At 70.5% G+C, this 25,534-nt stretch carries 23 protein-coding genes; 11 read left to right on the top strand and 12 right to left on the bottom strand.

Annotated elements, in window-relative coordinates; translation table 11 throughout:
- The first annotated feature begins 57 nt into the window (after positions 1-57).
- From FGF04_RS17460 to FGF04_RS17450, 3 genes are all read left to right on the top strand, one after another.
- Complete coding sequence (locus FGF04_RS17460; protein ID WP_149512172.1) at positions 58-699, top strand: PadR family transcriptional regulator; 642 nt, start codon at positions 58-60, stop codon at positions 697-699.
- A 92-nt stretch (positions 700-791) separates the two neighbouring features.
- Positions 792-1,751: an ATP-binding cassette domain-containing protein gene (locus tag FGF04_RS17455; protein WP_149512171.1), complete on the top strand. Its 960-nt coding sequence runs from the start codon at positions 792-794 to the stop codon at positions 1,749-1,751.
- A complete protein-coding gene (locus FGF04_RS17450) occupies positions 1,748-2,509 on the top strand; it encodes an ABC transporter permease (RefSeq protein ID WP_235882359.1) in 762 nt (253 codons plus the stop codon). Before FGF04_RS17455 ends, FGF04_RS17450 begins: the two co-directional genes overlap by 4 nt.
- Positions 2,510-2,601: 92 nt before the next feature.
- Here the strand turns inward: FGF04_RS17450 and FGF04_RS17445 are convergent, their stop codons facing one another.
- The 6 genes from FGF04_RS17445 to FGF04_RS17420 all read right to left on the bottom strand — a co-directional run bounded on the left by FGF04_RS17445 (position 2,602) and on the right by FGF04_RS17420 (position 11,087).
- On the bottom strand, positions 2,602-3,324 hold the full coding sequence (locus FGF04_RS17445) for an HNH endonuclease family protein (protein WP_149512170.1): 723 nt from the start codon (positions 3,322-3,324) through the stop codon (positions 2,602-2,604).
- Positions 3,321-4,724 (bottom strand): AAA family ATPase, encoded by a 1,404-nt coding sequence (locus tag FGF04_RS17440; protein WP_149512169.1) that lies wholly within the window; start codon positions 4,722-4,724, stop codon positions 3,321-3,323. Before FGF04_RS17440 ends, FGF04_RS17445 begins: the two co-directional genes overlap by 4 nt.
- Before the next feature lie 137 nt (positions 4,725-4,861).
- Entirely contained in the window at positions 4,862-6,274 is a 1,413-nt protein-coding gene (locus FGF04_RS17435; protein WP_235882358.1) for a type I restriction-modification system subunit M, read from the bottom strand.
- 114 nt (positions 6,275-6,388) lie between these two features.
- The gene (locus FGF04_RS17430; protein ID WP_149512168.1) at positions 6,389-8,476 is read right to left on the bottom strand and encodes a DNA methyltransferase family protein; all 2,088 of its coding nucleotides are present in this window, start codon (positions 8,474-8,476) and stop codon (positions 6,389-6,391) included.
- Positions 8,477-8,723: 247 nt separating this feature from the next.
- Positions 8,724-9,398: an Abi family protein gene (locus FGF04_RS17425; protein ID WP_188114108.1), complete on the bottom strand. Its 675-nt coding sequence runs from the start codon at positions 9,396-9,398 to the stop codon at positions 8,724-8,726.
- Positions 9,399-9,680: 282 nt separating this feature from the next.
- The gene (locus FGF04_RS17420) at positions 9,681-11,087 is read right to left on the bottom strand and encodes a glutamate decarboxylase (RefSeq protein ID WP_149512334.1); all 1,407 of its coding nucleotides are present in this window, start codon (positions 11,085-11,087) and stop codon (positions 9,681-9,683) included.
- Positions 11,088-11,260: 173 nt separating this feature from the next.
- Here FGF04_RS17420 and FGF04_RS17415 point away from each other — a divergent pair, with 173 nt between their 5' ends.
- A complete protein-coding gene (locus FGF04_RS17415; RefSeq protein ID WP_149512166.1) occupies positions 11,261-12,022 on the top strand; it encodes a MerR family transcriptional regulator in 762 nt (253 codons plus the stop codon).
- A gap of 52 nt (positions 12,023-12,074) precedes the next feature.
- Here FGF04_RS17415 and FGF04_RS17410 read toward each other — a convergent pair whose 3' ends face one another.
- Positions 12,075-12,440, bottom strand: a complete 366-nt coding sequence (locus FGF04_RS17410) for a YbjQ family protein (RefSeq protein WP_149512165.1) — start codon at positions 12,438-12,440, stop codon at positions 12,075-12,077.
- Between the two features lie 160 nt (positions 12,441-12,600).
- Between FGF04_RS17410 and FGF04_RS17405 the strand changes: the two genes are divergently transcribed.
- Positions 12,601-13,605 carry a DedA family protein gene (locus tag FGF04_RS17405; protein WP_149512164.1) on the top strand — a complete coding sequence of 335 codons (1,005 nt, stop codon included), beginning with the start codon at positions 12,601-12,603 and terminating at the stop codon, positions 13,603-13,605.
- 106 nt (positions 13,606-13,711) lie between these two features.
- Here the strand turns inward: FGF04_RS17405 and FGF04_RS17400 are convergent, their stop codons facing one another.
- Both FGF04_RS17400 and FGF04_RS17395 read right to left on the bottom strand, forming a co-directional pair.
- Positions 13,712-15,361: a threonine/serine exporter family protein gene (locus FGF04_RS17400; RefSeq protein WP_149512163.1), complete on the bottom strand. Its 1,650-nt coding sequence runs from the start codon at positions 15,359-15,361 to the stop codon at positions 13,712-13,714.
- 110 nt (positions 15,362-15,471) lie between these two features.
- Complete coding sequence (locus tag FGF04_RS17395) at positions 15,472-15,963, bottom strand: inorganic diphosphatase (protein ID WP_033321679.1); 492 nt, start codon at positions 15,961-15,963, stop codon at positions 15,472-15,474.
- Positions 15,964-16,042: 79 nt separating this feature from the next.
- On the opposite strand from FGF04_RS17395, the gene dacB reads away from it, so the two are divergent.
- From dacB to folE, 6 genes are all read left to right on the top strand, one after another.
- Complete coding sequence (gene dacB / locus FGF04_RS17390) at positions 16,043-17,668, top strand: D-alanyl-D-alanine carboxypeptidase/D-alanyl-D-alanine endopeptidase (RefSeq protein ID WP_149512162.1); 1,626 nt, start codon at positions 16,043-16,045, stop codon at positions 17,666-17,668.
- Positions 17,669-17,809: 141 nt separating this feature from the next.
- The gene (locus FGF04_RS17385; RefSeq protein ID WP_235882357.1) at positions 17,810-18,946 is read left to right on the top strand and encodes a zinc-dependent metalloprotease; all 1,137 of its coding nucleotides are present in this window, start codon (positions 17,810-17,812) and stop codon (positions 18,944-18,946) included.
- Between the two features lie 172 nt (positions 18,947-19,118).
- Entirely contained in the window at positions 19,119-20,159 is a 1,041-nt protein-coding gene (tilS, locus tag FGF04_RS17380; RefSeq protein WP_149512161.1) for a tRNA lysidine(34) synthetase TilS, read from the top strand.
- 106 nt (positions 20,160-20,265) lie between these two features.
- Positions 20,266-20,826 carry a hypoxanthine phosphoribosyltransferase gene (hpt, locus tag FGF04_RS17375; protein ID WP_149512332.1) on the top strand — a complete coding sequence of 187 codons (561 nt, stop codon included), beginning with the start codon at positions 20,266-20,268 and terminating at the stop codon, positions 20,824-20,826.
- 213 nt (positions 20,827-21,039) lie between these two features.
- Entirely contained in the window at positions 21,040-23,079 is a 2,040-nt protein-coding gene (ftsH, locus tag FGF04_RS17370) for an ATP-dependent zinc metalloprotease FtsH (RefSeq protein WP_149512160.1), read from the top strand.
- Between the two features lie 175 nt (positions 23,080-23,254).
- Positions 23,255-23,860, top strand: coding sequence for a GTP cyclohydrolase I FolE (gene folE, locus FGF04_RS17365; RefSeq protein WP_149512159.1), 606 nt, complete (start codon positions 23,255-23,257; stop codon positions 23,858-23,860).
- Between the two features lie 103 nt (positions 23,861-23,963).
- On the opposite strand, the gene FGF04_RS17360 is transcribed toward folE, so the two are convergent.
- The 3 genes from FGF04_RS17360 to folB all read right to left on the bottom strand — a co-directional run bounded on the left by FGF04_RS17360 (position 23,964) and on the right by folB (position 25,477).
- A complete protein-coding gene (locus FGF04_RS17360; protein ID WP_149512158.1) occupies positions 23,964-24,449 on the bottom strand; it encodes a DUF3180 domain-containing protein in 486 nt (161 codons plus the stop codon).
- A gap of 63 nt (positions 24,450-24,512) precedes the next feature.
- The gene (folK, locus tag FGF04_RS17355) at positions 24,513-25,121 is read right to left on the bottom strand and encodes a 2-amino-4-hydroxy-6-hydroxymethyldihydropteridine diphosphokinase (RefSeq protein WP_149512157.1); all 609 of its coding nucleotides are present in this window, start codon (positions 25,119-25,121) and stop codon (positions 24,513-24,515) included.
- Entirely contained in the window at positions 25,118-25,477 is a 360-nt protein-coding gene (gene folB, locus FGF04_RS17350) for a dihydroneopterin aldolase (protein WP_149512156.1), read from the bottom strand. Before folB ends, folK begins: the two co-directional genes overlap by 4 nt.
- Positions 25,478-25,534 lie beyond the last annotated feature (57 nt).

Here is a 25,534-nt window from a genome sequence, read left to right as displayed (position 1 = left end):
CCGGGCCCCGGTGGGCCCGGCGTACCGGACGGAGCACGGCGTCCTACGCTTGACCGCATGTCAGCGATCCGCCTCCTCGTCCTGGGCGCCGTGCGCCAGCACGGCCGGGCCCACGGCTACCAGGTCCGCAACGACCTGGAGTACTGGGGCGCGCACGAGTGGTCCAACGCCAAGCCGGGCTCGATCTACCACGCGCTCAAGCAGATGGCGAAGCAGGGACTGCTGGTCGCGCACGAGACCGAGCCCTCCACGGCCGGCGGCCCGCCGCGCACGGAGTACGAGATCACCGAGGAGGGCACGCGGGAGTTCCGCACGCTCCTGCGCGCGTCGCTGACCGCGTACGACCAGAAGCCGGACGTCCTCTCCGCGGCGCTCGGCTTCATGGTGGACCTCGGCCGCGAGGAGGCGCTCGGGCTCCTGGAGGAACGGGTGCGGGTCATCGAGGAGTGGCGCTCCGCCGTCACCGAGCACTACGTGCCGGAGGACGGGCCCGAGCGGCTCGGCCACATCGGCGAGATCATGAACTTCTGGGTCCACTCCGCCGACAGCGGCGCCGAGTGGACCCGCGGCCTGATCCGGCGGATCAAGGACGGCGCGTACGCCTTCGCGGGCGAGGGCGAGCCCTTCGTGGGCGTACTGGCGGAGGGCGAGGAGAACCCGTACCGCACGGACGAGACGCATCCGGGGGATGCCCAGTAATCAAGTTTGACTAAGTGCTCGACCGGGCATACCCTTCACGGCGTGCTGGTAGTCAAATTTGATTATTCTGAGATGCACGTGAAGGGAGCCCGATGACCGACGCGATCGTCGTCGAGGGCGTACGGAAGCGGTACGGGGACACCCACGCGCTGGACGGGCTCGACCTGCGGGTCGGGCGCGGCACGGTGCACGCGCTGCTCGGCCCCAACGGCGCGGGCAAGACGACCCTGGTCCGGATCCTGTCCACCCTGCTGCGGCCCGACGGGGGCCTGGTGGAGGTGGCGGGGCACGACGCGGTGACCCGGGCCCGGGAGGTGCGCCGCCGCATCGGCCTGCTCGGCCAGCACGCGGCGCTCGACGAGGAACTGGGCGGACGGCAGAATCTGGAGATGTTCGGGCGCCTTTACCACCTGGGCGCCCGCCACGCGCGCGTGCGGGCCGGTGAACTCCTGGAGCGCTTCGGCCTCGCGGACACGGGCCGCAAGGCGGTGAAGCGGTACAGCGGCGGCATGCGGCGCCGGCTGGACCTGGCCGCCTCGCTCCTCACCGACCCGGAGGTGCTCTTCCTGGACGAGCCGACCACGGGCCTCGACCCCCGCGGCCGGGCCGAGGTGTGGGCGGCGGTGCGCTCCCTGGTCGGCGGCGGTACGACGGTGCTGCTCACCACGCAGTACCTGGAGGAGGCGGACCAGCTCGCCGACCGGATCGCGGTGCTCGACCGCGGGCGGCTCGTCGCGGACGGCACGGCGGACGAACTGAAGGCCCTCGCGGGCGGGGACCGCATCGACGTGGTGCTGCGGGACGGCGGGCAGCTGGGAGCCGCCGTCGCCCTGCTGCCCCTTGCCCCGGCGGAGGTCTCGGTGGACGTCGACCGGCGCCTGCTGAGCGCCCCGGCCGCCGGCCGCATGAAGGTGCTGACCGGGGTCCTGCGGGCCCTGGAGGACGCCGGGGTGGAGGCCGAGGACGTGGCCCTGCGGCGCCCCACGCTGGACGAGGTGTTCCTGCACCTCACCGACGACCCCGCCGCCACCCCTGCGAAGGAGACCGTGTGACCTCGTACGCGCTGAACGACTCCTGGACCATGACCCGCCGCGAACTCGCCCACTGGGCACGGCAGCCGGCCCAGGTCCTGGTCGCCCTGGTCTTCCCCGTGATGCTGTTGCTGATGTTCGGCTACCTCATCGGCGGCGGCCGAGGTGTCGACGGTGAGTACCTCGACTTCCTGGTGCCCGGCATGTTCGCGCTGACCATGGTCTTCGGCCTGGAGGGCACGATGCTGGCCGTCACCCAGGACCTCGACAAGGGGGTGATCGACCGCTTCCGCTCGATGCCGATGGCCGACGGGGCGGTCCTGGTGGGCCGTTCGGCCGCCGACATGCTCCAGTCGGCGCTCGGCCTGGCCGTGCTCACCGCGGTCGCGTACGTGCTCGGCTGGCGCGCGCACGGCACCTTCGGCGCCTTCCTGGGCGCCCTCGGCCTGCTCCTGCTGCTGCGGTTCGCGATGCTGTGGATCGGCATCCTGCTGGCGCTGGTGGCCGGGAAGCCGGAGATGGTGCAGGCCGTGCAGATCCTGGTCTGGCCGGTCGGCTTCCTGTCCAACGCCCTCGCGGCCCCGCAGTCCATGCCGGACTGGCTCGGCACGGTCGTCGAGTGGAACCCGCTGTCGCAGACGGCCACGGCGGTACGCGACCTGTTCGGCGCCCCGGGCGCCGAGACGGGCCACGTCTGGGCGGCGGTGGCCTGGCCGCTGGCCCTGCTGGCGGTGTTCTTCCCGCTGGCGGTGCGGAAGTTCGGGGCGCTGGACGAGTAGGGGGAGGGGTTCGCGGCGGGCGCGGGTGGGCTTGTTCGAGCATCGGCCTCAGGAAGGGGCGGCAGGAGCGAGACGCGTCCACCCGAAGGCTGTCATGTGTGGGCGTGTCGCCACTCCACGAGTGCCATTCCGAGTTCCAGGCCGTATGTCAGCTCCGCGATGGCCGGTGTGCGCGCTCTTCGGCACAGGGTGCGCAGGACGTCTCCGAACGGTTCCTCCAGCAGGGCCATGGCAGTCTCGTCCGCTCCGGTCGTGTCCCCCCGGAGCAACTTCGCGTGCCATAACGGCAGCAGGTCCCTGCACAGTTGGAACATACGGACCCGACCGCGTCTCAGCGTCTCCCGGTTGAGGTCGAAGACCCTGATCGACTCCCGGCCGATCGCCGTAAGGCCGTCGTACGTTCCCGACGCGGGCAGTAACGCCAGATGGTCGGCCGGATCGTCGGTGCTGGGGTCCACTAAAAGGCGCTTTCCGGTTGTCGCGTCACAGGGATACTCCTCCCGCTTCGCGTTGCTGTTGCAGAACGAGCAGGCCAGCAGATGGTTCGACCAGTCGAACGTGCGGAGCGGGGCAAGTGCCTTCGGCTGGAAGTGGTCGATGTCGGTGCCCTGGCTGTCCAGGCAGTACATGCAGCGCTGGATCGCGGGTGCCATGAGGTGTAACAGAGCGCGTATCTCGCGCTTGGCGACGCGACTGCTCGACCACACCGAGTCCGCCGCCGCACTGTCGGCCCCCTTCGCCACCACCCGGTCGGTGCCGCTCGCCAATAAGTCAAGTAATTCCTCGGGAGCGGGCAGGCGTGTCACCGGGATCACCGGCCGCCTCCGAGCCTCGCCGCCACTTCGTCGGTCCGCGCCGACAGTGAGCTGGTGAGCAACTCGGTCAGCTCCCGGTACTCGCGTAACTCCGACTCGTCGGCCTGGTCGCGGAAGACCTTCCGCTCCAGTTCGACGAGCCTGGCGCGCTGCCGTTCGGCTTCGCCTGAGTACGGGGTCTCCAGACCGAACAACTCGGACAGCACCGCGTCGTCGCCGCTGCCGTATACGACACGGCGGTACAGCGCCTCGTCGACGACCTCGGGAGCGCGCCGCTCCTCCGGCCCCGGCAGACGGATCAGCCCTCCCGGATCCGCCGCCTGGCAGATGTACGGGCTGTGGCTGGTGACGATGAACTGGATCCGCGGGAAGTGCGTGCGCAGCCAACCACCTATCCGCCGCTGCCATGTGACGTGGAGGTGCGCGTCCACCTCGTCGATGATCACCACACCGGGCATCCGGACCACGGTGTGCCCCTCGGCGTCGGTGGCCGCGTCGAGCGTCCCGTACGCGTTCTGCAACTGGCGCACGATGTCCAGGACGAGGGCGGCGACCGTACGGAAGCCGTCGCTCATCTCGCGGAGAGGGTAGGCGCGCTCCATGTCGCCGCCCGGTGCCACCCACAGCCCGTCGGAGGTCACCCGCAGGGCGCGGTAATCGTCCGGCAGGAGGTCGTCGGAGAGCAGCTCCAGAATGATGTCCAACAGCTCTGTGGCGTCCTGTTGCTCCTCCAGGCTGCGATGCGACAACTCCTTGAGCCAGGCGACGCCTTCGTACAGGGACGCGTCCTCGTGGAAGAGCGAGGCCATACGCCCTCTGGGGCCGGGCGCGAGCATCAGCTGCTGCGCCTCACCGCCACCGCCCGTCAGCCGCCGGAAGGGCCCGTAGGCGGCGCAGAACCAACCCTGTGGATTATCGGCCCAGGGGCCACGCGCGGCGTGTCTGCGACCTGAGTCACCTGAGTCCTCGCCGTCGTCATCACCGTTGTACGAGGACAGGTGGGGCTGTGGAGGTATGCGGTAGCGCGATCTGTCCGGCCGGCCTGGCTGGTCTTCGGGTGCCGTCCAGTCGAGCCCGAGGAGGAGACGGCCGTCGGGCGCGCCTCCGCGTCCGGTCAGCCGGTCGACGGTGTGGTCGGGCTGTACGTACACCTGCGCCTGTGCCGACTGTTCGCCGACGGTGATCCAACTGCCGAAGTCCTGCACGAGGGTACGGGCCACCTGGGGGCCGGCGAGGGCGAGCGCGAGGGTACGGAGGAGCGTGGACTTGCCCGAGCCGTTGCGTCCGGCGAGTACGGTCCAGCTGCCGCCGTCCTTCGGCACGGGCAGCGGAAGTTCGTGCACGGCCCGCTCGCCGGTGAAGCCCTTGACGTTCGAGAAGCCGATTCCGGATACGTACATCTGTCCTCCCCTCACCCGTGTGAGCTGGGCGGAGTCAGCCTCTCACGAGGTACTGACGTAAGGGAGGGGAGGTGACCTCGGCGGCCTTCAGCCCTTGAGGTGGCTGATGAAGGCCGTCCAGGCGGGGGCGGTGACGATCAGGGCGCCCGGGCCCGGAACGCTCCCGCGATCCGTCCCAGCTCCTCCTCCGTCAGCACCCGCTCCGTGCGCGAGGCCATGACGCCCAGCTCCCGGGCGTCGATGAAAAGCACCTCGCCCTTCCGCCCCCGCACCCACTTCGAATGCCGCCCTTTGCCCTCCGCGAGGAACCACAGGCACGCTGGGATCTGGGTGGACCGGAACAACTGCCCCGGCAGCGCCYCCATGCAGGCCACCAAGTCGTCCTCGACCATCGCCCGCCGGATGTCGCCCTCCCCACCCGACTTGCTGCTCATCGAGCCGTTCGCCAGGACGATGCCCGCCCGCCCGCCGGGCGCGAGCTTGCTCACCATGTGCTGCATCCACGCGAAGTTGGCGTTGCCGACCGGCGGGGTGCCGTACGTCCAGCGGTCGTCGAGGCCGAGCTGCTCACCGCCCCAGTCGGAGATGTTGAAGGGGGGGTTGGCGAGGACAACGTCCGCCTTCAGGCCGCCGTGCTGGTCGTTGTGGAAGGAGTCGGCCGGCTCCTCGCCCAGGTCGACCTCGATGCCGTGGATCGCGAGGTTCATGTGGGCCAGTCGCCAGGTCGTGAGGTTGCGCTCCTGGCCGTAGACCGCCACGTTCATACGGTCGCCGCCGTGCGTCTCCACGAACTTCTCGGCCTGCACGAACATGCCGCCTGAACCGCACGCGGGGTCAAGGACGCGCTCGCCCTCCTCCGGCTCCAGCATCTCCACGAGCAGCTTCACCACGCTCGGCGGAGTGAAGTACTCGCCGCCCTTGCGGCCCTCCTGGAGGGCGAACTGCGCGAGGAAGTACTCGTACACCTCGCCCATCAGGTCCCGCGCGCCGACGCGCTGTCCGTCCTCGCCCACCTGGGCCTGGAAGGTGAGCCGGTCGAGGAGCTTGACCAGGCCGGCGAGGGTCGTCTCGTCGACCCGGCCGCTGTTGTACTGCGAGGGCAGCGTGCCCTTCTTCAGCGAGGTGTTGAACTTCTCGATCGTCTCCATGGCCGTGTCGATGACCTTGCCGAGCGTCGGGTCGGTCAGCGTGCCCTTGGCGCGCTCCAGGACGGCCTCCCACCGGGCCGTCGGCGGGACGTAGAAGATCCCGGCGCCCGTGTACAGCTCGCGGTCCTCCAGGATCTGCGGGACCGCTGCCGCCGGTGGTTCGCCGTCGAAGCCGAGTTCGGCCAGGAGCCAGCCGCCGGGACGCAGGCCCTCCTCAAGCTGCGCCCGCTTCTCCTCCATGGCGGCCGACACGTACTTCAGGAACACGAGTCCGAGCACGAAGTGCTTGTACTCGGCCGCGTCCAGGCTTCCGCGCAGTTTGTCCGCGGACTTCCAGAGGATGGACTTCATGTCCTCCGGCTTGGCTTCCTTCTTCTTGCGCGGTGGCACCGGGGCTCTCACTTCTCTCTGCGTAGTGCGAATACTGCGAACACGGACCTGAACCGACACTGATCTTCATCGGGTACCGGATCGATGTCGGTGCCGGTACCGAACTGTCTTACCGCGCGATGCCCCTCACCGTCGCCGCAACGCCAGATCGCCGTCGGCGACCCCCGCCGACACCCGCTCGGCGAGACGGTCCAGGGCGTCCAGCTGCCGGCGTACTTCGGCGCGCAGCCGCTCCGCCTCCGCCAGGATCTTCTCCAGCTCGGCCACCTCGTCGGCCGGAAGCTGCGGCAGATCCATGTCGCGTACGCTCACCCGCCGTACGAGCGATCCGCTGCCCCGGTGTTGGTTGCGCGGGGCCTGGAGGAGTCGGGCCAGGGAGTACGGACGCATCCAGAGCGCGTCGGGGCGTACGGGCTCGTCCTCCGCGAGGGCCCGTACGTGACCGCGGTAGGCCGCGATCCGCAGCCCCTGCACGGGCGCTAGCAGCACGCACCCACCGGCCGCGTCCACCTGGCACCGCACGCCGTGCTCGGCGAGCAGGACGACGTCCCCCTGCTCGGTGATCTTGGCGGACGGGTACGCCGACAGGTCCTCCGGGGAGATGCACCGCACCCCGACCGGCAGTTCTCCGAGCATCTCCTCACGGCCTATGACCGGCAGGCCCGCGTCCCCGATGTCGGTGTCCTTGACGCGGTGCCCGTTGAGCAGGGTCAACTGCCCGGCCCGTAGGTACTGGTCGAGTTTTCGGTGGCGGATCGGTGCCTCACGCTTGGCGATACCCATGTCGCCGAGCCAGTCCCGGAGCTGGGGCATCGCGGCAGCGGTGACGCGGCGCGCGGTGAGTGTCTCCTCGAAGTGGTCGACTTGCTTCTCAGAGGCCGTCAGCCGGTGGGAGGGGAGGACGGAGCGATTGTCGAGCAGTTGCTCACTGCCCGCGCCGGACGCCAGTACCGGGACGTCCCGCGCGTCCTGGGGGTCGGGGACACTGTCGGTCGGCTGCCCGTCGTCCGCGTCGGAAGCCGCATCGGAATCCCTGTCGGAGGCGAGGCCGACGCGCGTCATCCGCACCACCTCGTCGATCCACTCCTCGTCACCCGTCCCGCCCTTGCGCTGAGCGATCCGGTCGGCGTCGACGAGGCGTACCGGACCGGGATCGGGGGACGGCGGGCGCAGCACCAGGAGTCCGTATTCGGCGCCGGTTCTGAACGGATGGATGCGGCGCGGGAGCTGGATGATCGCTTCCACGCAGCCGCGTTCCAGCAGCGCCTGCCGTGCGCTGACGGTGGGCGTACGCACGGACGCCAGGCCTGTTCCGCTCGTGCGCGTCAGCGTCCAAGTGGGCACGACGACGTACGCGCGACCTCCTGGCCGGAGCCGGCGAACGGCTTCCTCGGCCCACCACAGCGGGCCTTCGGCATCACGCTCGTGCTCGCCGGACACGTACGGCGGATCGGCCAGGACGATGTCGGCGTGTGAGAAGGTGTCCGGCGCACCGGGCACCTGGCCCCAGGCATACGGGATGTCGAGGTCGGACGGGGAGGCGCAGACGTCGATGCTGCCCGCCTCGTAGCTCATGAGCCGGTACCGCAACAACTTGCGCAGCAGCGGATCAGGTTCCACGGCCACGAGTTCACCGTGACCCCTCAGCCCTTCGTACGGGCCACCACCCATCCCCAGAAGCAGTTCCCCGAGCCCCGCGCACAGGCTGATCGTCGAACGCTGGTCCGGACCGCCCTCGTTGGGCCCGATCAGGGCGGCCACCAAGGCGACGATCGCGCGGGGCGTGACATCCATGACAAGGTCGGATTCGAGGCGCCTGGCGATCTCCAGACCCTCGTCGTCCAGGCCGAGCAGCGCGTCGGCGGCCCAGCCGGGTGCCCCGATCTCGTTCATGAGTTCGTGCGCGGCGCGTACGACATCGGGATCGGCCGTCTCGTACTCGGCGAGCAGCCCCTCCGGAAGGTACTCCGTGATCCAGTTTTTGCCCTCGGCGGACATCGCCATGACGGCCAGTGCCTGGGAGATGACCGCCTCCGCCGAACCCAGACGGTGCTTCAGTGTGACCAGACCGCGCAGCCGCAGGGCACGGCGGAACCGGTCGCCGTAGGTGGGCAGTCTGCCGTTCTCGTCGCGTTCGGCATCCGGGACGGCGCGCAGGTCGAGCCAGTCCGCGATCTCCGCCGCGTCGAAGAGCGGTTTGCTCTCACTGCCCACGCCCGGAATCGGGTCGGGGAAGGGACGGCGTGAGCCGTTGGCCCCTTGCAGGACCTCTCGGGAGTGCCGACGCCGCCAGTTGCTGACCGTTGGGCGTCCTACGCCCGCGAGTTCCTTGATTTCGCCGAGCGAGACAGGAGCGTACGACTCCGGCGTAGCCGTCGCTGTCTTGGTTTCCGTCCCCGTCTCAGGAACCGGCGGCCTTTCCCAGGACATGAACGTGGGCTTCGAACGGGTCATCACGGCCTCACAACCTGACCGGCTCGGCGCCGGACAGCACCAGCGGCTTCCGGGCGAGCACCTCGGGGATCTGGCTGAACTGCCGGTGCAGGGCGGCCTTCTCGGGCGACACGTACTCCATGAGTTCGAGCAGCGTCTCGAAGTCCTTCTCCAGATGGCGGTGGCAGATGCGCTCGTGGTGACCGATGCGGTTCCGGAAACGGCGTACGTGGTCCAACTGCTGCTGCAGGGAGCCGCGCCTGCCCTGATAGCCGCGGAAAGCGTGGCGGAGCGCGGGGTTCCAGAACTGCATCTCGTAGTTCCGGCCGCGCCCTGTCAGGCCGACCCAGAAACCGAGCGTCAGCTTGGCGACCATGTCGTCGGCGGTGACGCCCGTCACCAGTTCCTGCTGGAGGGCCGACCTGGCGTTGCGTACCTGCTGGAGGCCCTTGCCGGTCAGCTGGACGCGAGGGGAGTCCCACCAGTCGGCACGGCTGTAGCGCCCGGCCAGCTTGGCGTGGAAGGAGTTGCGCATGGCGACCTCGAAGTCACGCAGTGCGCTGAGGAACGCGCGTGAGGCCTCTCCGTCCCAGTAGTACAGACGCAGAGCGACCAGGGGGTCACCACCGCACTCGTCGAGGAAGGGCTGGAACCGCTCGGCCGAGATCGCGTCCACGATCCGCTTGGCCTCTTCTTCTGTCACCACTGCCGCCCCCTGAATGAAAGGTTCCGTGTTACCTTCGGAGACGTGAGCCCCGGAGTACTGTCACTGCTTTGCACACAGCCCGGGGCACAGCTCTTTCCGGCCCCGGTGACGCCCTGAAGGCGCGCCGGAAACCAGTCGCCGTGATGACCTGACCGCAACACCACTTTCAACGTGTGTCACACGCTACGCTCATCGCTTCTTCATGTCCAGCACTTAGTGAGAAGCGGGCTTCTCAGGAGTTGCGACCCAATGCGAAACAGGGCGCGTCGTCGTCCCGTCTCAGTGGTGGAAGCCCGTCGCCGCGTCCCTGTTCCTCGTCAGTGGGTGCGGTTGCCGGCGCAGTTCGGGGAGCAGGCGGGTCAGGTCCTCGGTGAACAGGTCGGCGAGGTCGGAGGAGAAGCCGTTGCGGCACACCACCCGCAGCACGGACAGGTCCTCGCGGTTCGGGGGGAAGGTGTACGCGGGCAGCAGCCAGCCCCGCTCCCGCATGCGCCGGGACACGTCGAAGACGTCGAACGCCGTGACGTGCGGGGCGGTGGTGAAGGCGAACACCGGCAGCTCGTCGCCCCGGGTGACGAGCCGGAAGTCCTCGAAGGCACCGATCCGCTCCGCGAGCCCCCGGGCCACCTCCCGGGTCGTGCGCTGCACGGCCCGGTAGCCCTCGCGGCCCAGCCGCAGGAACGTGTAGTACTGCGCCACGACCTGGGCGCCGGGCCGGGAGAAGTTGAGCGCGAAGGTCGGCATGTCGCCGCCCAGGTAGTTCACGTGGAAGACGAGGTCCTCCGGCAGCTCGGCGGCCGAGCGCCACAGCGCCCAGCCGACGCCCGGGTACACCAGCCCGTACTTGTGCCCCGAGGTGTTGATCGACGAGACGCGCGGCAGCCGGAAGTCCCAGACCAGGTCCTCGTCGACGAAGGGCGCGACCATCGCGCCGGAGGCCCCGTCCACGTGGACGGGGACGTCCAGGCCGGTGCGGGCCTGCAGCGCGTCCAGCGCCGCGCAGAGGTCGGCGATCGGCTCGTAGGACCCGTCGAAGGTGGAGCCGAGGATGCCGACGACCCCGATGGTGTTCTCGTCGCACAGGTCGGCGGCCGCCTGCGGGTCGAGGTGGAAGCGGTCACCCTCCATGGGGACCTGGCGGGCCTCCACCTCCCAGAAGTTGCAGAACTTCTCCCAGCAGACCTGCACGTTGACGCCCATCACGAGGTTCGGGCGGGCGCCCGGGTACCGGTCGGCGTTGCGGCGGGCCCAGCGGCGCTTGAGCGCCATGCCCGCGAGCATGCACGCCTCGCTGGACCCGGTCGTCGAGCAGCCCACCGCGGCGGCCGGGTCCGGCGCGTTCCACAGGTCGGCGAGCATCGCCACGCACCGGCGCTCCAGCTCGGCCGTGCGCGGGTACTCGTCCTTGTCGATCATGTTCTTGTCGCGGCACTCGCCGAGCAGCACGTCGGCCTGCGGCTCCATCCAGGTGGTGACGAAGGTCGCGAGGTTGAGCCGGGAGTTGCCGTCCAGCATCAGCTCGTCGTGCACCAGCTGGTAGGCGGTGGAGGGGGCCAGCGGCCCGTCGGGCAGCCGGTGCCGGGGCGGGGCCTCGGTCATGCCGTCGACCGGGTTCGCCTCCCCGTAGAAGGGGTTGACGCTCGAAGGGTGCTCGTCGGACTTCGCGGGGCCCTGGTGGAGCGGCATGATGCCTCCGGTCGCGGTCGTCGGGCGGCGGGTGCGGGTCTCCATGGTGGGCCACCGCGCTCCCATAAGCGGGTAAAACCGGCAGGGGCGGGGTCGATTTCCGGCTTGCACCTCACGTGGCGTGAGGGCCGAGGCTGGGGCGCGTCCGAAGAGAAGAAGGAAGGAGCGGGGCCATGGGCCACTCCGTGGGACAGGTCGCCGGTTTCGCCGGGGTGACGGTGCGCACGCTGCACCACTACGACGAGATCGGCCTGCTCGTACCGGGCGGGCGCAGCCACGCGGGCCACCGGCGCTACAGCGACGCCGACCTCGACCGGCTGCAGCAGATCCTGTTCTACCGGGAGCTCGGCTTCCCGCTCGACGAGGTCGCCGCCCTGCTCGACGACCCGGACGCGGACCCGCGCGCGCACCTGCGCCGGCAGCACCGGCTGCTGTCCGACCGGATCGGGAGACTGCGGAGGATGGCGGCGGCCGTGGAACGCGCCATGGAGGCACGCACGATGGGCATCAACCTCACACCCGAGGAGAAGTTCGAGGTCTTCGGCGACAAGGACCCCGAGGAGCACGCGGAGGAGGCCGAGCGCCGCTGGGGCGGCACGGAGACGTACGCCGAGTCGCAGCGGCGGGCCGCCCGCTACACCAAGGACGACTGGACACGTATACAGGCGGAGGTCGCCTCCTGGGGCGAGCGGTACGCGGCCCTGATGGAAGCCGGTGAGCCCGCCGCGGGGGAGCGCGCCACGGACCTGGCCGAGGAGCACCGGCTGCACATCGACCGGTGGTTCCACCCGTGCGCGTACGAGATGCACCGGTGCCTGGGCGACCTGTACGTCGGCGACGAGCGGTTCAAGGCGTTCTACGACTCCGTGCGGCCGGGTCTCGCCGAGCACCTGAGGGACGCGATCGCGGCGAACGCGGCGCGGCACGGGGAATGACGACCGGTAAGGGGCGCCCGCAAAGGCGGGCGCCCCTTACCGGCCGGTCGCCCTACTCCTTGACCAGCACCACGGCCGTGCCGTACGCGCAGACCTCGGTGCCCAGGTCGGCCGCCTCGGTCACGTCGAAGCGGAACATCAGCACGCCGTTGGCGCCCCGCGCGCGGGCCTGCTCGATGAGCCGCTCCATCGCCTGGTTGCGGGTCTCCACCAGGGTCTTGGTGAGCCCCTTCAGCTCGCCGCCGATCATCGACTTCAGTCCGGCCCCGATCTGACTGCCCAGGTGCCTGGAGCGGACGGTCAGCCCGAAGACCTCACCGATGACCTGTTCGACCCGGTGACCGGGCACGTCGTTCGTCGTCACCACCAGCACGTCCGGCCGGGGACCCTGGCCGCCGCCGTATTCTTCGATTCCCATGGATTCCTGGATACCCACGGCCCACAGCTTTGTCCCAGCCGGGGCACAGTGCATCCTGTAGGAGCCGGTGGAACCTGGTCGCTCCATGGGGCGTTGATAACTTTGGTCGGCCACACCTTCGCCCGCCACCGCAGCCACCACCCCTCAGGAGCCCGGAATCGTGACGACGCTTGCCCTTGGCCCGAGCTGGTTGGATCCGGACTACCTGCTCGACTCGTTCGGCATCTGGGGCCTGCTCCTGATCGTCTTCGCCGAGTCGGGCCTGCTCATCGGATTCTTCCTGCCGGGTGACTCGCTCCTGTTCACGGCGGGCATGCTGATCACCGCCAACACCCTGGACTTCCCCCTGTGGGGCGCCATCGCCCTGATCTGCCTCGCCGCGATCCTCGGCGACCAGGCGGGCTACATGTTCGGCAAGAAGGTCGGACCCTCGCTCTTCACCCGGCCGGACTCCCGCCTCTTCAAGCAGGAGAACGTCACCAAGGCGCACGAGTTCTTCGAGAAGTACGGCCCGAAGTCGCTGGTGCTGGCCCGCTTCGTGCCCATCGTGCGCACGTTCACGCCGATCATCGCCGGCGTCAGCGGCATGAAGTACCGCTCGTTCCTGATCTTCAACGTGGTCGGCGGCGTCCTCTGGGGCGCGGGCGTCACCCTGCTCGGCTCCTGGCTCGGCAGCATCGAGTTCGTCCACCAGAACATCGAGCCGATCCTGCTCCTGATCGTCTTCATCTCGGTGGTCCCGATCATCATCGAGTTCCTGCGGGCCCGCGGTAAGTCCAAGAAGGAGCGGGCGAACGGCGCGCAGCCCTCGCAGGCTCAGCCGCAGGCCCACGCCCCGCAGGCGGCCCCGGCCATGGACGACCGCACGACCCAGCTCCGCCGGATCCCGCAGGACCACCGCAACGGCTACGGAAACCAGCAGCAGTACGGCCAGGACCAGGGCTACGGCAACCAGGGACAGCAGCAGTACGACCAGTACGGCGACCAGGGTCACCAGCAGAACCAGGACTACTACCAGCAGCAGCAGCCGTACGGCCAGAACCAGGGCCAGGGCCACAATCAGGGCCAGGACCAGAACTACGGCCGCCAGCACTGGCAGCAGCACCCCGAGGACCAGCAGCAGTACCAGCAGTACCCGTACGGCCAGAACCCCCCGCGCAACTGATCCCGCAGACCCGCGCCCCGCAAGCCCGCGCCCCTCAGGGGCGCGGGGAACTGCGCGYCGAGCCCCCACCGGCGGACGGCTGCAGGACGACGGACGGACCCGCCCCTCAGAACCCGCGGGTGCGCTTGGCCGCGCGCCGCGAACCCCCCGGCAACCGCATGAACAGCCGCGAGATCTCGGACCCCAGGTTCATCCCGATCGCGATGGCCATCGCGAGCGCCGCCGCCTTGGTGAGCGACACGAGGCCCTTGTCGACGTCGTTCTGGGCGATGGCGAGCAGCCCGAAGTACGTGGCGGACCCGGGCAGCAGCGGCCCGATCGCGGCGGTCGTGTACGGCAGCGCGGAGGCGAACCGGTAGCGCGACATCAGCTGCCCGAACAGCCCGACCAGGCCGGCGGCCACGGCCGTCGAGGCGACCGCCGAGATCTCGCCCGCGTAGTGCATCGCGCCGTACACGCTCCACGCGACCCCGCCGTTGAGGGTCACGATCAGCACGGTGGACCGTTCCTGCTGGAGCAGCACCGCGAAGGTCAGGGTCAGCAGCATCGACGCGCCGATCTGCCACAGCGGCCGCTCGGCGGAGAGCAGGGCCGCCTCCGGGTTGAGCTCGGCGCCCAGCGTCACCCCGAAGTACAGGATCACCAGGACACCGATGACGATGCCCACGTAGAAGTACATGACCTCCAGGAGCCGGGCCGCCGCGGTGATGTAGTAGCCGGTCAGCCCGTCTTGCACGCCCGCCACCAGCGCCCGCCCGGGCAGCAGCGCGAACAGCCCGCCGGTGATCACCGCGGACGCCCGCACGTCGACGTCCGCGATCGTGAGCGCGGCGCCGATCGCGGCCGCCGGCATCGCGGCCGCCGTGAACTGGTAGAACTCCGGCAGCCCGCGCCCGGCGCACAGCCACGCCAGCCGGTCGCCCAGCATCGCGCCGACGACCGCCGCCACGAACACGAGCGGGCCGCCGCCGACGAGCACGGAGGCCGCGCCCGCGAGCAGCCCGGTGGCGAGGGTCAGGACCCAGCCGCTGTACGGGTGCCGGTTGCGGCGGATCTCCGCGAGCCGCCGGTAGGACTCCTCCAGGGACACCTCGGTCTCGTCGTCGCTGATGTCGTCGACGAGCCGGTACACGGCCGCCAGGCGCGTGTAGTCGGTGCCCCGGCGCCGGACGACCCGCGACGCGGTCACCGGGTCCTCGACCAGCGACGGCTGGTACGAGAGGGAGAGCAGCGTGAAGGTGACGTTGGGCTCGCAGCGGTCCAGGCCGTAGGAGCGGCAGACGGCGAACATCGCCGCCTCCACGTCCTCGGCGCCCTCACCGCCCGCGAGCAGCAGCTCGCCGATGCGCAGGGTCAGATCGAGGACGCGGGGCACGGCGGGACCCTCGTCCTCCGCCTTCTGCACGGCCTCGGGCACGGGCCGCTCGGCGACCGGCATGCGCAGCATCGTGCGCATCCGGTCCTGCCAGGGGGCGTCCTTGGTGAGGTCGACGCGCGGGACGCCGCCGGGCGGTGTGAAGGCGGGCGGCGCGTTCCTGGCGCTGTACGTCCTCGGCGTGCTGAACGCCGACCCCGCGGACTCGGCGGCGGGCGCCTGCGGGACGGCGTCGAGCCCTCTGGGGAGGGCGAACTCCGACGTCGTCGACGACTCCTCCTCGACCGGCGGGACCTGTGCCACCACACCGCTGGGCGGGATGAAGGCGCTGCGCGCCTCGTCCGACTGCGGCTTGCGGTCCTCGACCTCCGGCTCCGTCACGCACCACTCCCGAACTCGTACTTGTCGGTACGTCCCAGTATGCGTACCGGCACACGAACGGGCCGCGCGGCCCCATGAGGGGTCGCGCGGCCCGCAGGACTACAGGAGGCTCAGTGGCCGCCCGTCTCCTTGAAACGCTTGTAGGACCGCTCGATCTCGGCCTCGGCGTCCGTGCGGCCCACCCAGTTGGCGCCCTCGACGGACTTGCCGGGCTCCAGGTCCTTGTAGACCTCGAAGAAGTGCTGGATCTCCAGCCGGTCGAACTCCGACACGTGGTGGATGTCCCGCAGGTGCTCCACGCGCGGGTCGTGCGCGGGCACGCACAGCAGCTTGTCGTCGCCGCCGGCCTCGTCCGTCATGCGGAACATGCCGATCGTGCGGCACTGGATGAGGCAGCCCGGGAAGGTCGGCTCGTCCAGGATGACCAGCGCGTCCAGCGGGTCGCCGTCCTCGCCGAGGGTGTTCTCGACGAAGCCGTAGTCGGCCGGGTAGCTGGTCGAGGTGAAGAGGCGACGGTCCAGACGGATCCGACCGGTCTCGTGGTCCACCTCGTACTTGTTCCGTGAACCCTTCGGAATCTCGATCGTGACGTCGAACTCCACCGGTGGCTCCTCCATGATCAGCACATAGTTCTGGTGGTTAAGTGTCCCTCACGCAGGTGTGTGATCGCGAAAGGGGCTGGTGGTCGTGCCGGAGCTGAGGGCTTGGCGGGCCGCGAGACCGCATGTGGTGCGGGTCGCGCGATCCGTGGGACCGCAACTCGTACGGGTCGCGGAGGCCGTGAAGCCACCGCTCGTCCGGGCCTCGGAAGCGGTGAAGCCGCCGCTGGCCCGGGCGGCCGGAGTCGTGAAGCCGCTGGTCAAGCAGCCGTCCACCGTGCAGTTCACGACGGGCGCCGCCACCCTCGGACTCGTCGTGGCGGTCACCGTGGCGACCGCGGCCGGACCCTGGGACTCCACGGGTCAGCGTACGGCGGAGCGGGACTGGGCCGCATCGCGGGAGCGCGCAGGTGGCGCAGATCACGGTCATGTGCCCGGTACGTCCGGAAAGGAGCCGGCGCCCGCGCCCAGCGCCGCGTCCGTGCTCGCCGGTCTCGGCTCCGCCACGGGCTCCGCGCCCTCGCCCGGCGAGAAGGCCCTGGCCAAGGTCCTCGGACCGCTGCTCGACGACCCCGCGCTGGGCACCGACCGCGCGGGCGCCGTGGTCGACCTGGCCACCGGCAAGCGCCTCTATGGCAAGGGCGCGGACGACGCGCTGACCCCGGCCTCCACCACGAAGATCGCCACGGCCGTCGCGGCGCTCACCGCGGCCGGCCCGGACCACCGCATCAGGACCCGGGCGGTCCTGGAACCGGGCACCGAGGAAGTCGTCCTGGTCGGTGGCGGGGACCCCACCCTGACCGCCCGCAAGGACGCCGACGGCAACGCGAGCCTGCGCGACCTCGCGGACGACACGGCACGCGCCCTGAAGTCCCGCAAGAAGGGCAAGGCGGGCAAGGTGACGCTCTCGTACGACACCTCGCTGTACGCCGGCAGCACCAGGCACCCCATCGGCCCCAACACCAACCTGGCCCCGGTCACCGCCCTGATGGCCGACGAGGGCCGCCTGAACGATTCCTCCAGCGGTCCCGCGGACCGCAGCGAGGACCCGGCGGGCGACGCGGCCCGGACGTTCGCCGATTTCCTGCACGAGCGGGGGATCAGGACCACGGTCCCCGGTACGTCGAAGGCGTCCGACCGTGCGAAGACCCTCGCCACCGTCCAGTCCCCGCCCCTGTCCGCGCTGGTCGAACGCATGCTGACCAGCAGCGACAACGACATCGCGGAGGCGCTCGCCCGGCAGACCGCCCTCGCCGCGGGCGAACCGGCGAGCTTCAAGGGCGGCGGGACCGCCGTGCGCAAGCAGCTGAAGAAGCTGGACCTGCCGCTCAAGGGCGTGAAGTTCGCCGACGGCAGCGGCCTGGACCGGGCCGACAAGCTCACCGCGGACCTGCTCACCGCCCTGCTGGCCGAGGCCGCCGACCCGGACCGCCCGGAACTGCGCCCGGCCCTCACCGGCCTGCCCGTCGCCGGCTTCACCGGCACCCTCAGCAAGCGGTACGCGGGCCGGCCCGGCACCGGCGTCGTCCGCGCCAAGACGGGCACCCTGACCGGCGTGCACACCCTCGCGGGCACGGTCGTCGACGCGGAGGGCCGCCTGCTGGCCTTCGCCTTCCTGACCGAGTCCGACCCGCCCGCGAACCCGGCGACGGCCCAGCAGGGCCTGGACGAACTGGCCTCGACGCTGGCGACCTGCGGCTGCGACTAGAGGGCGCCCCTCAGGGGCCGCCCCCTCAGGGGCGCGGGGAACTGCGCGACCAGCCCCCACCGGCCCGCACGCGACCCACAGCCGGGCACCCCCACGGTCCACCCCTGCCAACAGCGGCAGCGCTCACGTACGGTTGACGGCATGAGCATCCGTGGTGCGGAGATGGTCGACTGGAATCTCGCGGTGGCGACCGCGACCCGGCTCGTACGACCGGGCCCGGAGGTGAGCCGCGACGAGGCCCGGGCGGTCGTCGCCGAGCTGCGCAGGCACGCCAAGGCGTCGGAGGAACACGTCCGCACGTTCACGCGGATGGGCGGCGACGACCTGCACGACACCCCGGTCCTCGTCGTCGACCGCCCGGGCTGGGTCCGGGCGAACGTCGCCGGGTTCCGGGAGGTCCTCAAACCGCTGCTCGACAAGATGCAGGAACGTCGCGGCAGTTCCCCCGGCGGAGCCGTCTTCGGCGCCGTCGGCGGCAAGGTCACCGGCGTCGAGCTGGGCATGCTGCTGTCCTTCCTGTCCTCCCGGGTCCTCGGCCAGTACGAGACGTTCGCCCCGGCCAGTGCCGAGCTGCCGGCCGGCGGCCCTCCCGGCGCGCCCGAGGGCGGCGGCCGCCTCCTCCTGGTGGCGCCGAACATCGTGCACGTGGAGCGCGAACTCGACGTCCAGCCGCATGACTTCAGGCTCTGGGTCTGCCTCCACGAGGAGACCCACCGCACGCAGTTCACGGCCGTGCCCTGGCTGCGTGACCACCTGGAGGGCGAAATCCAGTCTTTCCTGGGGGAGACCGAGGTCGACCCCATGACCGTCCTGGAGCGCGTCCGCGAGGCCGCCCAGTCGCTCACCGGCAGCCGGCCCGAGGGCGAGGACGGCGACGAGGGGCGCTCGCTCGTCGAGATCGTGCAGACCCCCGCTCAGCGTGAGATCCTCGCCCGGCTCACCGCGGTGATGTCCCTCCTGGAGGGCCACGCCGACTTCGTGATGGACGGCGTCGGCCCGTCGGTGGTCCCGTCCGTCGCCGAGATCCGCGAGAAGTTCCAGCAGCGGCGCGCCCGCGGCGCCTCCCGCCTCGACCTCGCGCTGCGCAAGCTGCTCGGCCTCGACGCGAAGCTGCGCCAGTACCGGGACGGCGAGCGTTTCGTGCGCGCGGTCGTGGAGGAGGTCGGCATGGACGGCTTCAACCGCGTGTGGACCTCGCCGAACACGCTCCCCACCAAGGCGGAGATCGCCAAACCGGCGGACTGGGTCGCGCGGGTGCACCGCAAGGCGGAGTCGTGAACCGAATTCGGCCGACGGCAGGCGAACGCCTCCCCAATCACCCGTCCGAGGGACCGTGAGGCATGGGTAGGCGTGCAATGCTCGGGGAACGGCCCGGCTCTGTCACCATCGACACACTCTGAGTGACCGAACCCGGGCTCACCCCCCGACAATTTCATGAAGGGAACCGGACATGGGTCCCCATCCTGCGGTCGCGGCGATACGCCTGGCGGTCCGCCGCGTACTCCACGACGTCCTGACCGACCACGCCCCGGCCCGCACCCCGGACCGCGCCCACGACGCGCCCTCGCGCGCGCCGCTCGTGCTCGTCGCGTGCTCCGGCGGCGCCGACTCCATGGCGCTCGCCTCCGCCCTCGCCTTCGAAGCACCCAAACTCGGCATCCGCGCCGGCGGCGTCACCGTGGACCACGGTCTGCAGTCCGGCTCCGACCTGCGCGCCGACGAGGTCGTCCTGCGCCTCACCGAGCTGGGCCTGGGCCCCGTCGAGGCGGTCGCGGTCACCGTCGGCCGGGAGGGCGGCCCCGAGGCCGCCGCCCGCGACGCCCGGTACGCCGCGCTGGACGCCGCCGCCGAGCGCCACGGAGCCGCCGCCGTCCTGCTCGGCCACACCCGCGACGACCAGGCCGAGACCGTCCTGCTGGGCCTCGCCCGGGGCTCAGGGACGCGCTCGCTGTCCGGCATGGCCGCCGTCTCCGGGGGACCGGGCGCCGACCGCCGCTACCGCCGCCCGTTCCTGCACCTGGACCGGCAGACCGCCCGCAAGGCCTGCATGGTCCAGTCGCTGCCCGTCTGGGACGACCCGCACAACGCCGACCCGGCGTACACCCGCTCCCGGCTGCGCCACGAGGGGCTCCCCGCCCTGGAGAAGGCGCTCGGCAAGGGCGTCGTCGAGGCCCTCGCCCGCACGGCCCAGCTGTCCCGCGACGACGCCGACGCGCTCGACGCGTGGGCCGGCCGCGCCGAGGCCTCCGTACGCGACGCGGCGGGCCTCCTGGAGTGCGCCAAGCTGTACGCCCTGCCGCCCGCCGTGCGCCGCCGCGTCCTGCGCCGCGCCGCCATCGAGGCCGGGGCGCCCGCCGGTTCGCTGTTCGCCCGGCACATCGAGGAGATCGACCGGCTGATCACCGGCTGGCGCGGCCAGGGGGCCATCAACCTCCCGGGCAGGGTCGTCGCCCAGCGGCAGGGTGGCAGACTGGTGATTCGGCAAGGCTGAAGAAGGGTCGCCCCGTGGGCGGCGATCCTCCCGGCGGGCAACCCCTCCGGGAAGCGGCGCCTCCGCACGGAGGGCCGGGAAGCAGCCGGTGGGACGACCGAAAGTGATGCGGGTGGACGCGAAAGACCTGGGCACCGACCTCAAGTCGGTGCTCATCACCAAGGAAGAGATCGACGCGAAGCTGGCGGAGCTGGCCGCGAAGATCGACGCGGAGTACGCGGGCAAGGACCTGCTGATCGTCGGTGTCCTCAAGGGCGCGGTGATGGTCATGGCGGACCTGGCGCGGGCCCTGTCCACCCCCGTCACCATGGACTGGATGGCCGTGTCCTCGTACGGCGCGGGCACCCAGTCCTCCGGAGTGGTGCGGATCCTCAAGGACCTCGACACCGACATCAAGGGCCGGCACGTCCTGATCGTCGAGGACATCATCGACTCCGGCCTGACGCTCTCCTGGCTGATCTCCAACCTGGGCTCCCGCGAGCCGGCGTCCCTCAAGGTGTGCACGCTGCTGCGCAAGCCCGAGGCGGCGAAGGTGTCGATCGACGTGGAGTGGGTCGGCTTCGACATCCCGAACGAGTTCGTCATCGGGTACGGCCTGGACTATGCCGAGAAGTACCGGAACCTCCCGTTCGTCGGTACGCTCGCGCCCCATGTCTACGGCGGCTGATCCACTCCGAACGGGTGACGTCCCGCCCGCGGGGGTGCGACTCCCGCGGGACGACCGGGAACCCCAGCGGCCCCGGCGCCGTTGGAGCACATGTGGACGGGGTCTGTCAGCCGGACCGTGCAGCCTCGGGCGACCGTGCTGGGGTACCGTCCGAATAACAGTCTTATCAAACTCACTATGGCAGGAGGGACGGGGCGGCACCGCTCCGTATGGATGGACGTGAAGCGATACTTCCGTGGGCCGGTCATGTGGATCGTGCTGGCCGTCCTTGCCGTGGTCGTGTTGATGCAGGTCGTCGGCTCGTCCGGCGGCTACAAGACGGTGGACACCGGCCAGGTCGTCCAGGCGATCAATGACAACAAGGTCCAGCAAGCCAAGATCACCACTGGTGACGAGCAGATCGTCAAGGTCGAGCTCAAAGACGGCGAAAAAGTAGAGGGCAGCTCGAAGATCCAGGCGAGCTACATCGGCGACCAGGGTGTGAACCTGGCCACCACCCTCCAGGACAAGTTCCAGAACAAGCAGATCCCGGACGGGTACACGGTCTCGCCGACCAAGCAGAACGCCTTCGTCGGCATCCTGCTGTCCCTGCTCCCCTTCGTCCTCATCGTGGTCGTCTTCCTGTTCCTGATGAACCAGATGCAGGGCGGCGGCTCCCGGGTCATGAACTTCGGGAAGTCCAAGGCGAAGCTCATCACCAAGGACACCCCGAAGACGACGTTCGCCGACGTGGCGGGCTCGGACGAGGCGGTCGAGGAGCTCCACGAGATCAAGGAGTTCCTCCAGGAGCCGGCGAAGTTCCAGGCCGTCGGCGCCAAGATCCCCAAGGGCGTGCTCCTCTACGGGCCGCCCGGTACGGGCAAGACGCTGCTCGCGCGCGCCGTCGCGGGCGAGGCGGGCGTCCCCTTCTACTCGATCTCCGGTTCCGACTTCGTCGAGATGTTCGTCGGTGTCGGTGCCTCCCGGGTCCGTGACCTGTTCGAGCAGGCCAAGGCGAACGCCCCGGCGATCGTCTTCGTCGACGAGATCGACGCGGTCGGCCGCCACCGCGGCGCCGGCCTCGGCGGCGGTCACGACGAGCGTGAGCAGACGCTGAACCAGCTGCTCGTCGAGATGGACGGCTTCGACGTCAAGGGCGGCGTGATCCTCATCGCCGCGACGAACCGACCGGACATCCTCGACCCGGCCCTCCTGCGGCCCGGCCGCTTCGACCGGCAGATCGCGGTCGACCGCCCGGACATGCAGGGCCGTCTGGAGATCCTCAAGGTCCACCAGAAGGGCAAGCCGGTCGCGCCGGACGTCGACCTGTCGGCCGTCGCCCGCCGCACCCCCGGCTTCACCGGCGCGGACCTGTCGAACGTGCTGAACGAAGCGGCGCTGCTCACCGCGCGCAGCAACCAGAAGCTCATCGACAACCACATGCTGGACGAGGCGATCGACCGTGTGGTCGCGGGCCCGCAGAAGCGGACCCGGATCATGTCGGACAAGGAGAAGAAGATCACCGCGTACCACGAGGGCGGACACGCCCTTGTCGCGGCGGCCTCACCGAACTCCGACCCGGTCCACAAGATCACGATCCTCTCCAGGGGCCGTGCTCTGGGCTACACGATGGTCCTGCCGGACGAGGACAAGTACTCCACGACCCGCAACGAGATGCTTGACCAGCTGGCGTACATGCTGGGCGGGCGCGCGGCCGAGGAGCTCGTCTTCCACGACCCGACCACGGGCGCCGCGAACGACATCGAGAAGGCCACCGCCACGGCCCGCGCGATGGTCACGCAGTACGGCATGACCGAGCGCCTCGGCGCCATCAAGTTCGGCGGCGACAACACCGAGCCCTTCCTGGGCCGGGAGATGTCGCACCCGCGCGACTACTCGGAAGAGGTCGCCGCGCTCGTCGACGAAGAGGTCAAGAAGCTCATCGAGAACGCGCACAACGAGGCCTGGGAGATCCTGGTCGAGAACCGCGACGTGCTCGACGCGCTGGTGCTGCAGCTGCTGGAGAAGGAGACGCTGAGCAAGGAGCAGATCGCCGAGGTCTTCGCTCCGATCGTCAAGCGTCCGGCCCGCCCCGCGTGGACCGGTTCCTCCCGCCGTACGCCGTCCACCCGTCCGCCGGTGCTCTCCCCCAAGGAGCTGTCCCGGACGAACGGGACGAACGGCGCCGGCCCGGCGATCACGGCGAAGGCAGGGGTGCCCACGGAGGCTCCCCCGGCGACCGAGGCGGCTCCCGAGGAGCGCCCCGAGAGCTGACGGCCCCGCTGCCGGCGGGCCCCACCAGGCCCGGAATGGATGCCGCGCCCCCCAGGTTCTAGCCTGGAGGGCGCGGCATCGTCGTATGCCCGCTCGTGAGACGCGTGGTCCACACGCGTGCGAGACCGCGTGCGAGACGCAGACATGCGTGCAAGGCACAGAAACGAGGCACCAGATGATCGACCCCGTGAGGCTGGACGGCGAGGGCCGGATCGGCGAGTTCGACGAGAAGCGTGCCGAGAACGCCGTCCGGGAGCTGCTGATCGCGGTCGGTGAGGACCCGGACCGGGAGGGGCTGCGGGAGACGCCGGGGCGGGTGGCCCGGGCGTACCAGGAGATATTCGCCGGGCTGCGGCAGAGTGCCGAGGACGTGCTGACGACGACGTTCGACCTGGGGCACGACGAGATGGTGCTCGTGAAGGACATCGAGGTGTTCTCGACGTGTGAGCACCATCTGGTGCCGTTCCGGGGGGTCGCGCACGTGGGCTACATCCCGAGCACGTCCGGGAAGATCACGGGGCTGTCCAAGCTGGCGCGGCTCGTGGACGTCTACGCGCGGCGGCCGCAGGTGCAGGAGCGGCTGACCACGCAGGTGGCCGACTCGCTGATGGAGATCCTGGAGCCGCGGGGGGTGATCGTGGTGGTGGAGTGCGAGCACATGTGCATGTCGATGCGGGGGATTCGGAAGCCGGGGGCGAAGACGATCACCTCTGCGGTTCGGGGGCAGTTGCGGGACGCGGCTACCCGGAACGAGGCCATGAGCTTGATCATGGCTCGTTGACGGGGCGCCGCCGTCCACTGCGTGGGGCCGGGGGCGGGGCGTTCGTGGGTACGTGCGGCGCCGTTGTGGCTGGTCGCGCCGTTCCCCGCGCCCCTGAAGGGCGCTAGGCCGCTGGGGCCGCCGTTCCGGGGGTGTCGTCGTCTTCCGGGAGTTTGCAGACTCGTTCCAGGAAGAAGGCGGCCGCTATGACGGCGATGCCCGCCAGGACCGAGAAGCCGGCGTAGATCGCCTGGTCGCGGCGGGCGGGGATGTCGAGGAACTCCAGCAGGAAGGCGCCCGTGCCGCCGTACATCCCGGCGACGAGCGCGGCGACCAGGGCGCTGGCCTGGCCGAAGACGACGGCGCGGGCGGCCATCAGCGGATCGACCGCCTTGGCGTCGGGGCGCCGCTCGCGCTGGGCCTTCAGCCGGGAGCGCAGGGAGAGCGCGGTGGCCAGCAGGACCACGGCGATCAGAGCCAGGACGACGGGGGCCGCCAGGGGGACCCGCGGGAGCGTGCCCACCGAGTTCCACAGACGGGCACCCGCCCAGGACAGCACCCCGGCCACGAGGAACACCGCGGCCAGCGTCCTGATGCGCAGCTCTTTCACTCAAGTCCTCTCGTGTCTGTGTGCCGTCGGGCGGTCGCCCTTCGTGCGTCCTGACCTTAACGACTACTCGGGCAGCTGGAGTTCCAGGTCGGCCCGGGGCGCCACACCGTCGCGGGGGACCCCGGCGAGGAGCCGGGCCACGGGACCGCGGCCGGGCAGTTCGGCGGCGGGGTCCACGTCGTTCCAGGGCGCGAGGACGAAGGCGCGCTCGTGGGCGCGCGGATGGGGCAGGACCAGCACCGGGTCGTCGGAGAGCACGTCCGCGTACGCCACGATGTCGACGTCGAGGGTGCGGGCGCCCCAGCGCTCCTCCCGTACCCGGTGGAAGGCCTCCTCGACCGCGTGGGCCCGCTCCAGGAGCGAGGCGGGCGGCAGAGTGGTCCGCAGGAGGACCACCGCGTTGAAGTAGGACGGCTGGCTGCCGGGTTCGACGCCCCACGGCTCCGTCTCGTACACCGGGGAGACCGCCTTGACGCGGACGCCGGGGGTGTCCTCCAGGGCGTCGACGGCGCCCTGGAGGGTCTCCAGGCGGTTCCCCAGGTTGGAGCCCAGGGAGAGCACCGCCCACCGGGGGTCCTGCAGGGTCGTGTCGGCGGCGTCCACCCGCTCCACCACGGAGGCCGGGACCGGCTGCACGGTCGGGTCGCTGCCGCTCCCGCCGGGGGCGCTCACGCCCGGCTCCGGACGATGGTGACGGTCACGTCGTCGAAGGGGACCGTGATCGGGGCGTCCGGTTTGTGGACGCACACCTCGACCTCCTGGACCCCCTCGTGCTTCAGGCACGTACGGGCGATCCGGTCGGCGAGGGTCTCGATGAGGTTCACCGGTTCGCGTTCCACGTCGGCCACGACCTCCTCCGCCAGGACGCCGTAGTGCACGGTCTTCGTGAGGTCGTCGGCGGCGGCCGCGGGCCGCGTGTCCAGGCCGAGCGTGAGGTCCACGATGAAGGTCTGGCCCTCTTCGCGTTCCTTGGGGAAGACCCCGTGGTGACCACGGGCCTTGAGGCCGCGCAGCGCGACACGATCCACGCGAATCACTCCTGCAGTTGTCGGTCGTCGGTCGGGGGGGGGGCGTCGGTCGTCGCC

It is taken from the genome of Streptomyces apricus, from assembly GCF_008369065.1.
Lineage (GTDB): Bacteria > Actinomycetota > Actinomycetes > Streptomycetales > Streptomycetaceae > Streptomyces > Streptomyces apricus.
Note: the sequence above shows the minus strand (reverse complement) of the source record. Positions and strands in the feature narration are given on the sequence as shown.

Bases quoted from the DNA above. Each gene is read 5' to 3' on its own strand.
- FGF04_RS17460 (WP_149512172.1), top strand. From the start codon at position 58: ATGTCAGCGATCCGCCTCCTCGTCCTGGGCGCCGTGCGCCAGCACGGC.
- FGF04_RS17455 (WP_149512171.1), top strand. From the start codon at position 792: ATGACCGACGCGATCGTCGTCGAGGGCGTACGGAAGCGGTACGGGGAC.
- FGF04_RS17440 (WP_149512169.1), bottom strand. From the start codon at position 4,724: ATGTACGTATCCGGAATCGGCTTCTCGAACGTCAAGGGCTTCACCGGC.
- FGF04_RS17420 (WP_149512334.1), bottom strand. From the start codon at position 11,087: ATGCCGCTCCACCAGGGCCCCGCGAAGTCCGACGAGCACCCTTCGAGC.
- FGF04_RS17415 (WP_149512166.1), top strand. From the start codon at position 11,261: ATGGGCCACTCCGTGGGACAGGTCGCCGGTTTCGCCGGGGTGACGGTG.
- FGF04_RS17410 (WP_149512165.1), bottom strand. From the start codon at position 12,440: ATGGGAATCGAAGAATACGGCGGCGGCCAGGGTCCCCGGCCGGACGTG.
- FGF04_RS17385 (WP_235882357.1), top strand. From the start codon at position 17,810: ATGAGCATCCGTGGTGCGGAGATGGTCGACTGGAATCTCGCGGTGGCG.
- tilS (WP_149512161.1), top strand. From the start codon at position 19,119: ATGGGTCCCCATCCTGCGGTCGCGGCGATACGCCTGGCGGTCCGCCGC.
- hpt (WP_149512332.1), top strand. From the start codon at position 20,266: ATGCGGGTGGACGCGAAAGACCTGGGCACCGACCTCAAGTCGGTGCTC.
- ftsH (WP_149512160.1), top strand. From the start codon at position 21,040: ATGGACGTGAAGCGATACTTCCGTGGGCCGGTCATGTGGATCGTGCTG.
- folE (WP_149512159.1), top strand. From the start codon at position 23,255: ATGATCGACCCCGTGAGGCTGGACGGCGAGGGCCGGATCGGCGAGTTC.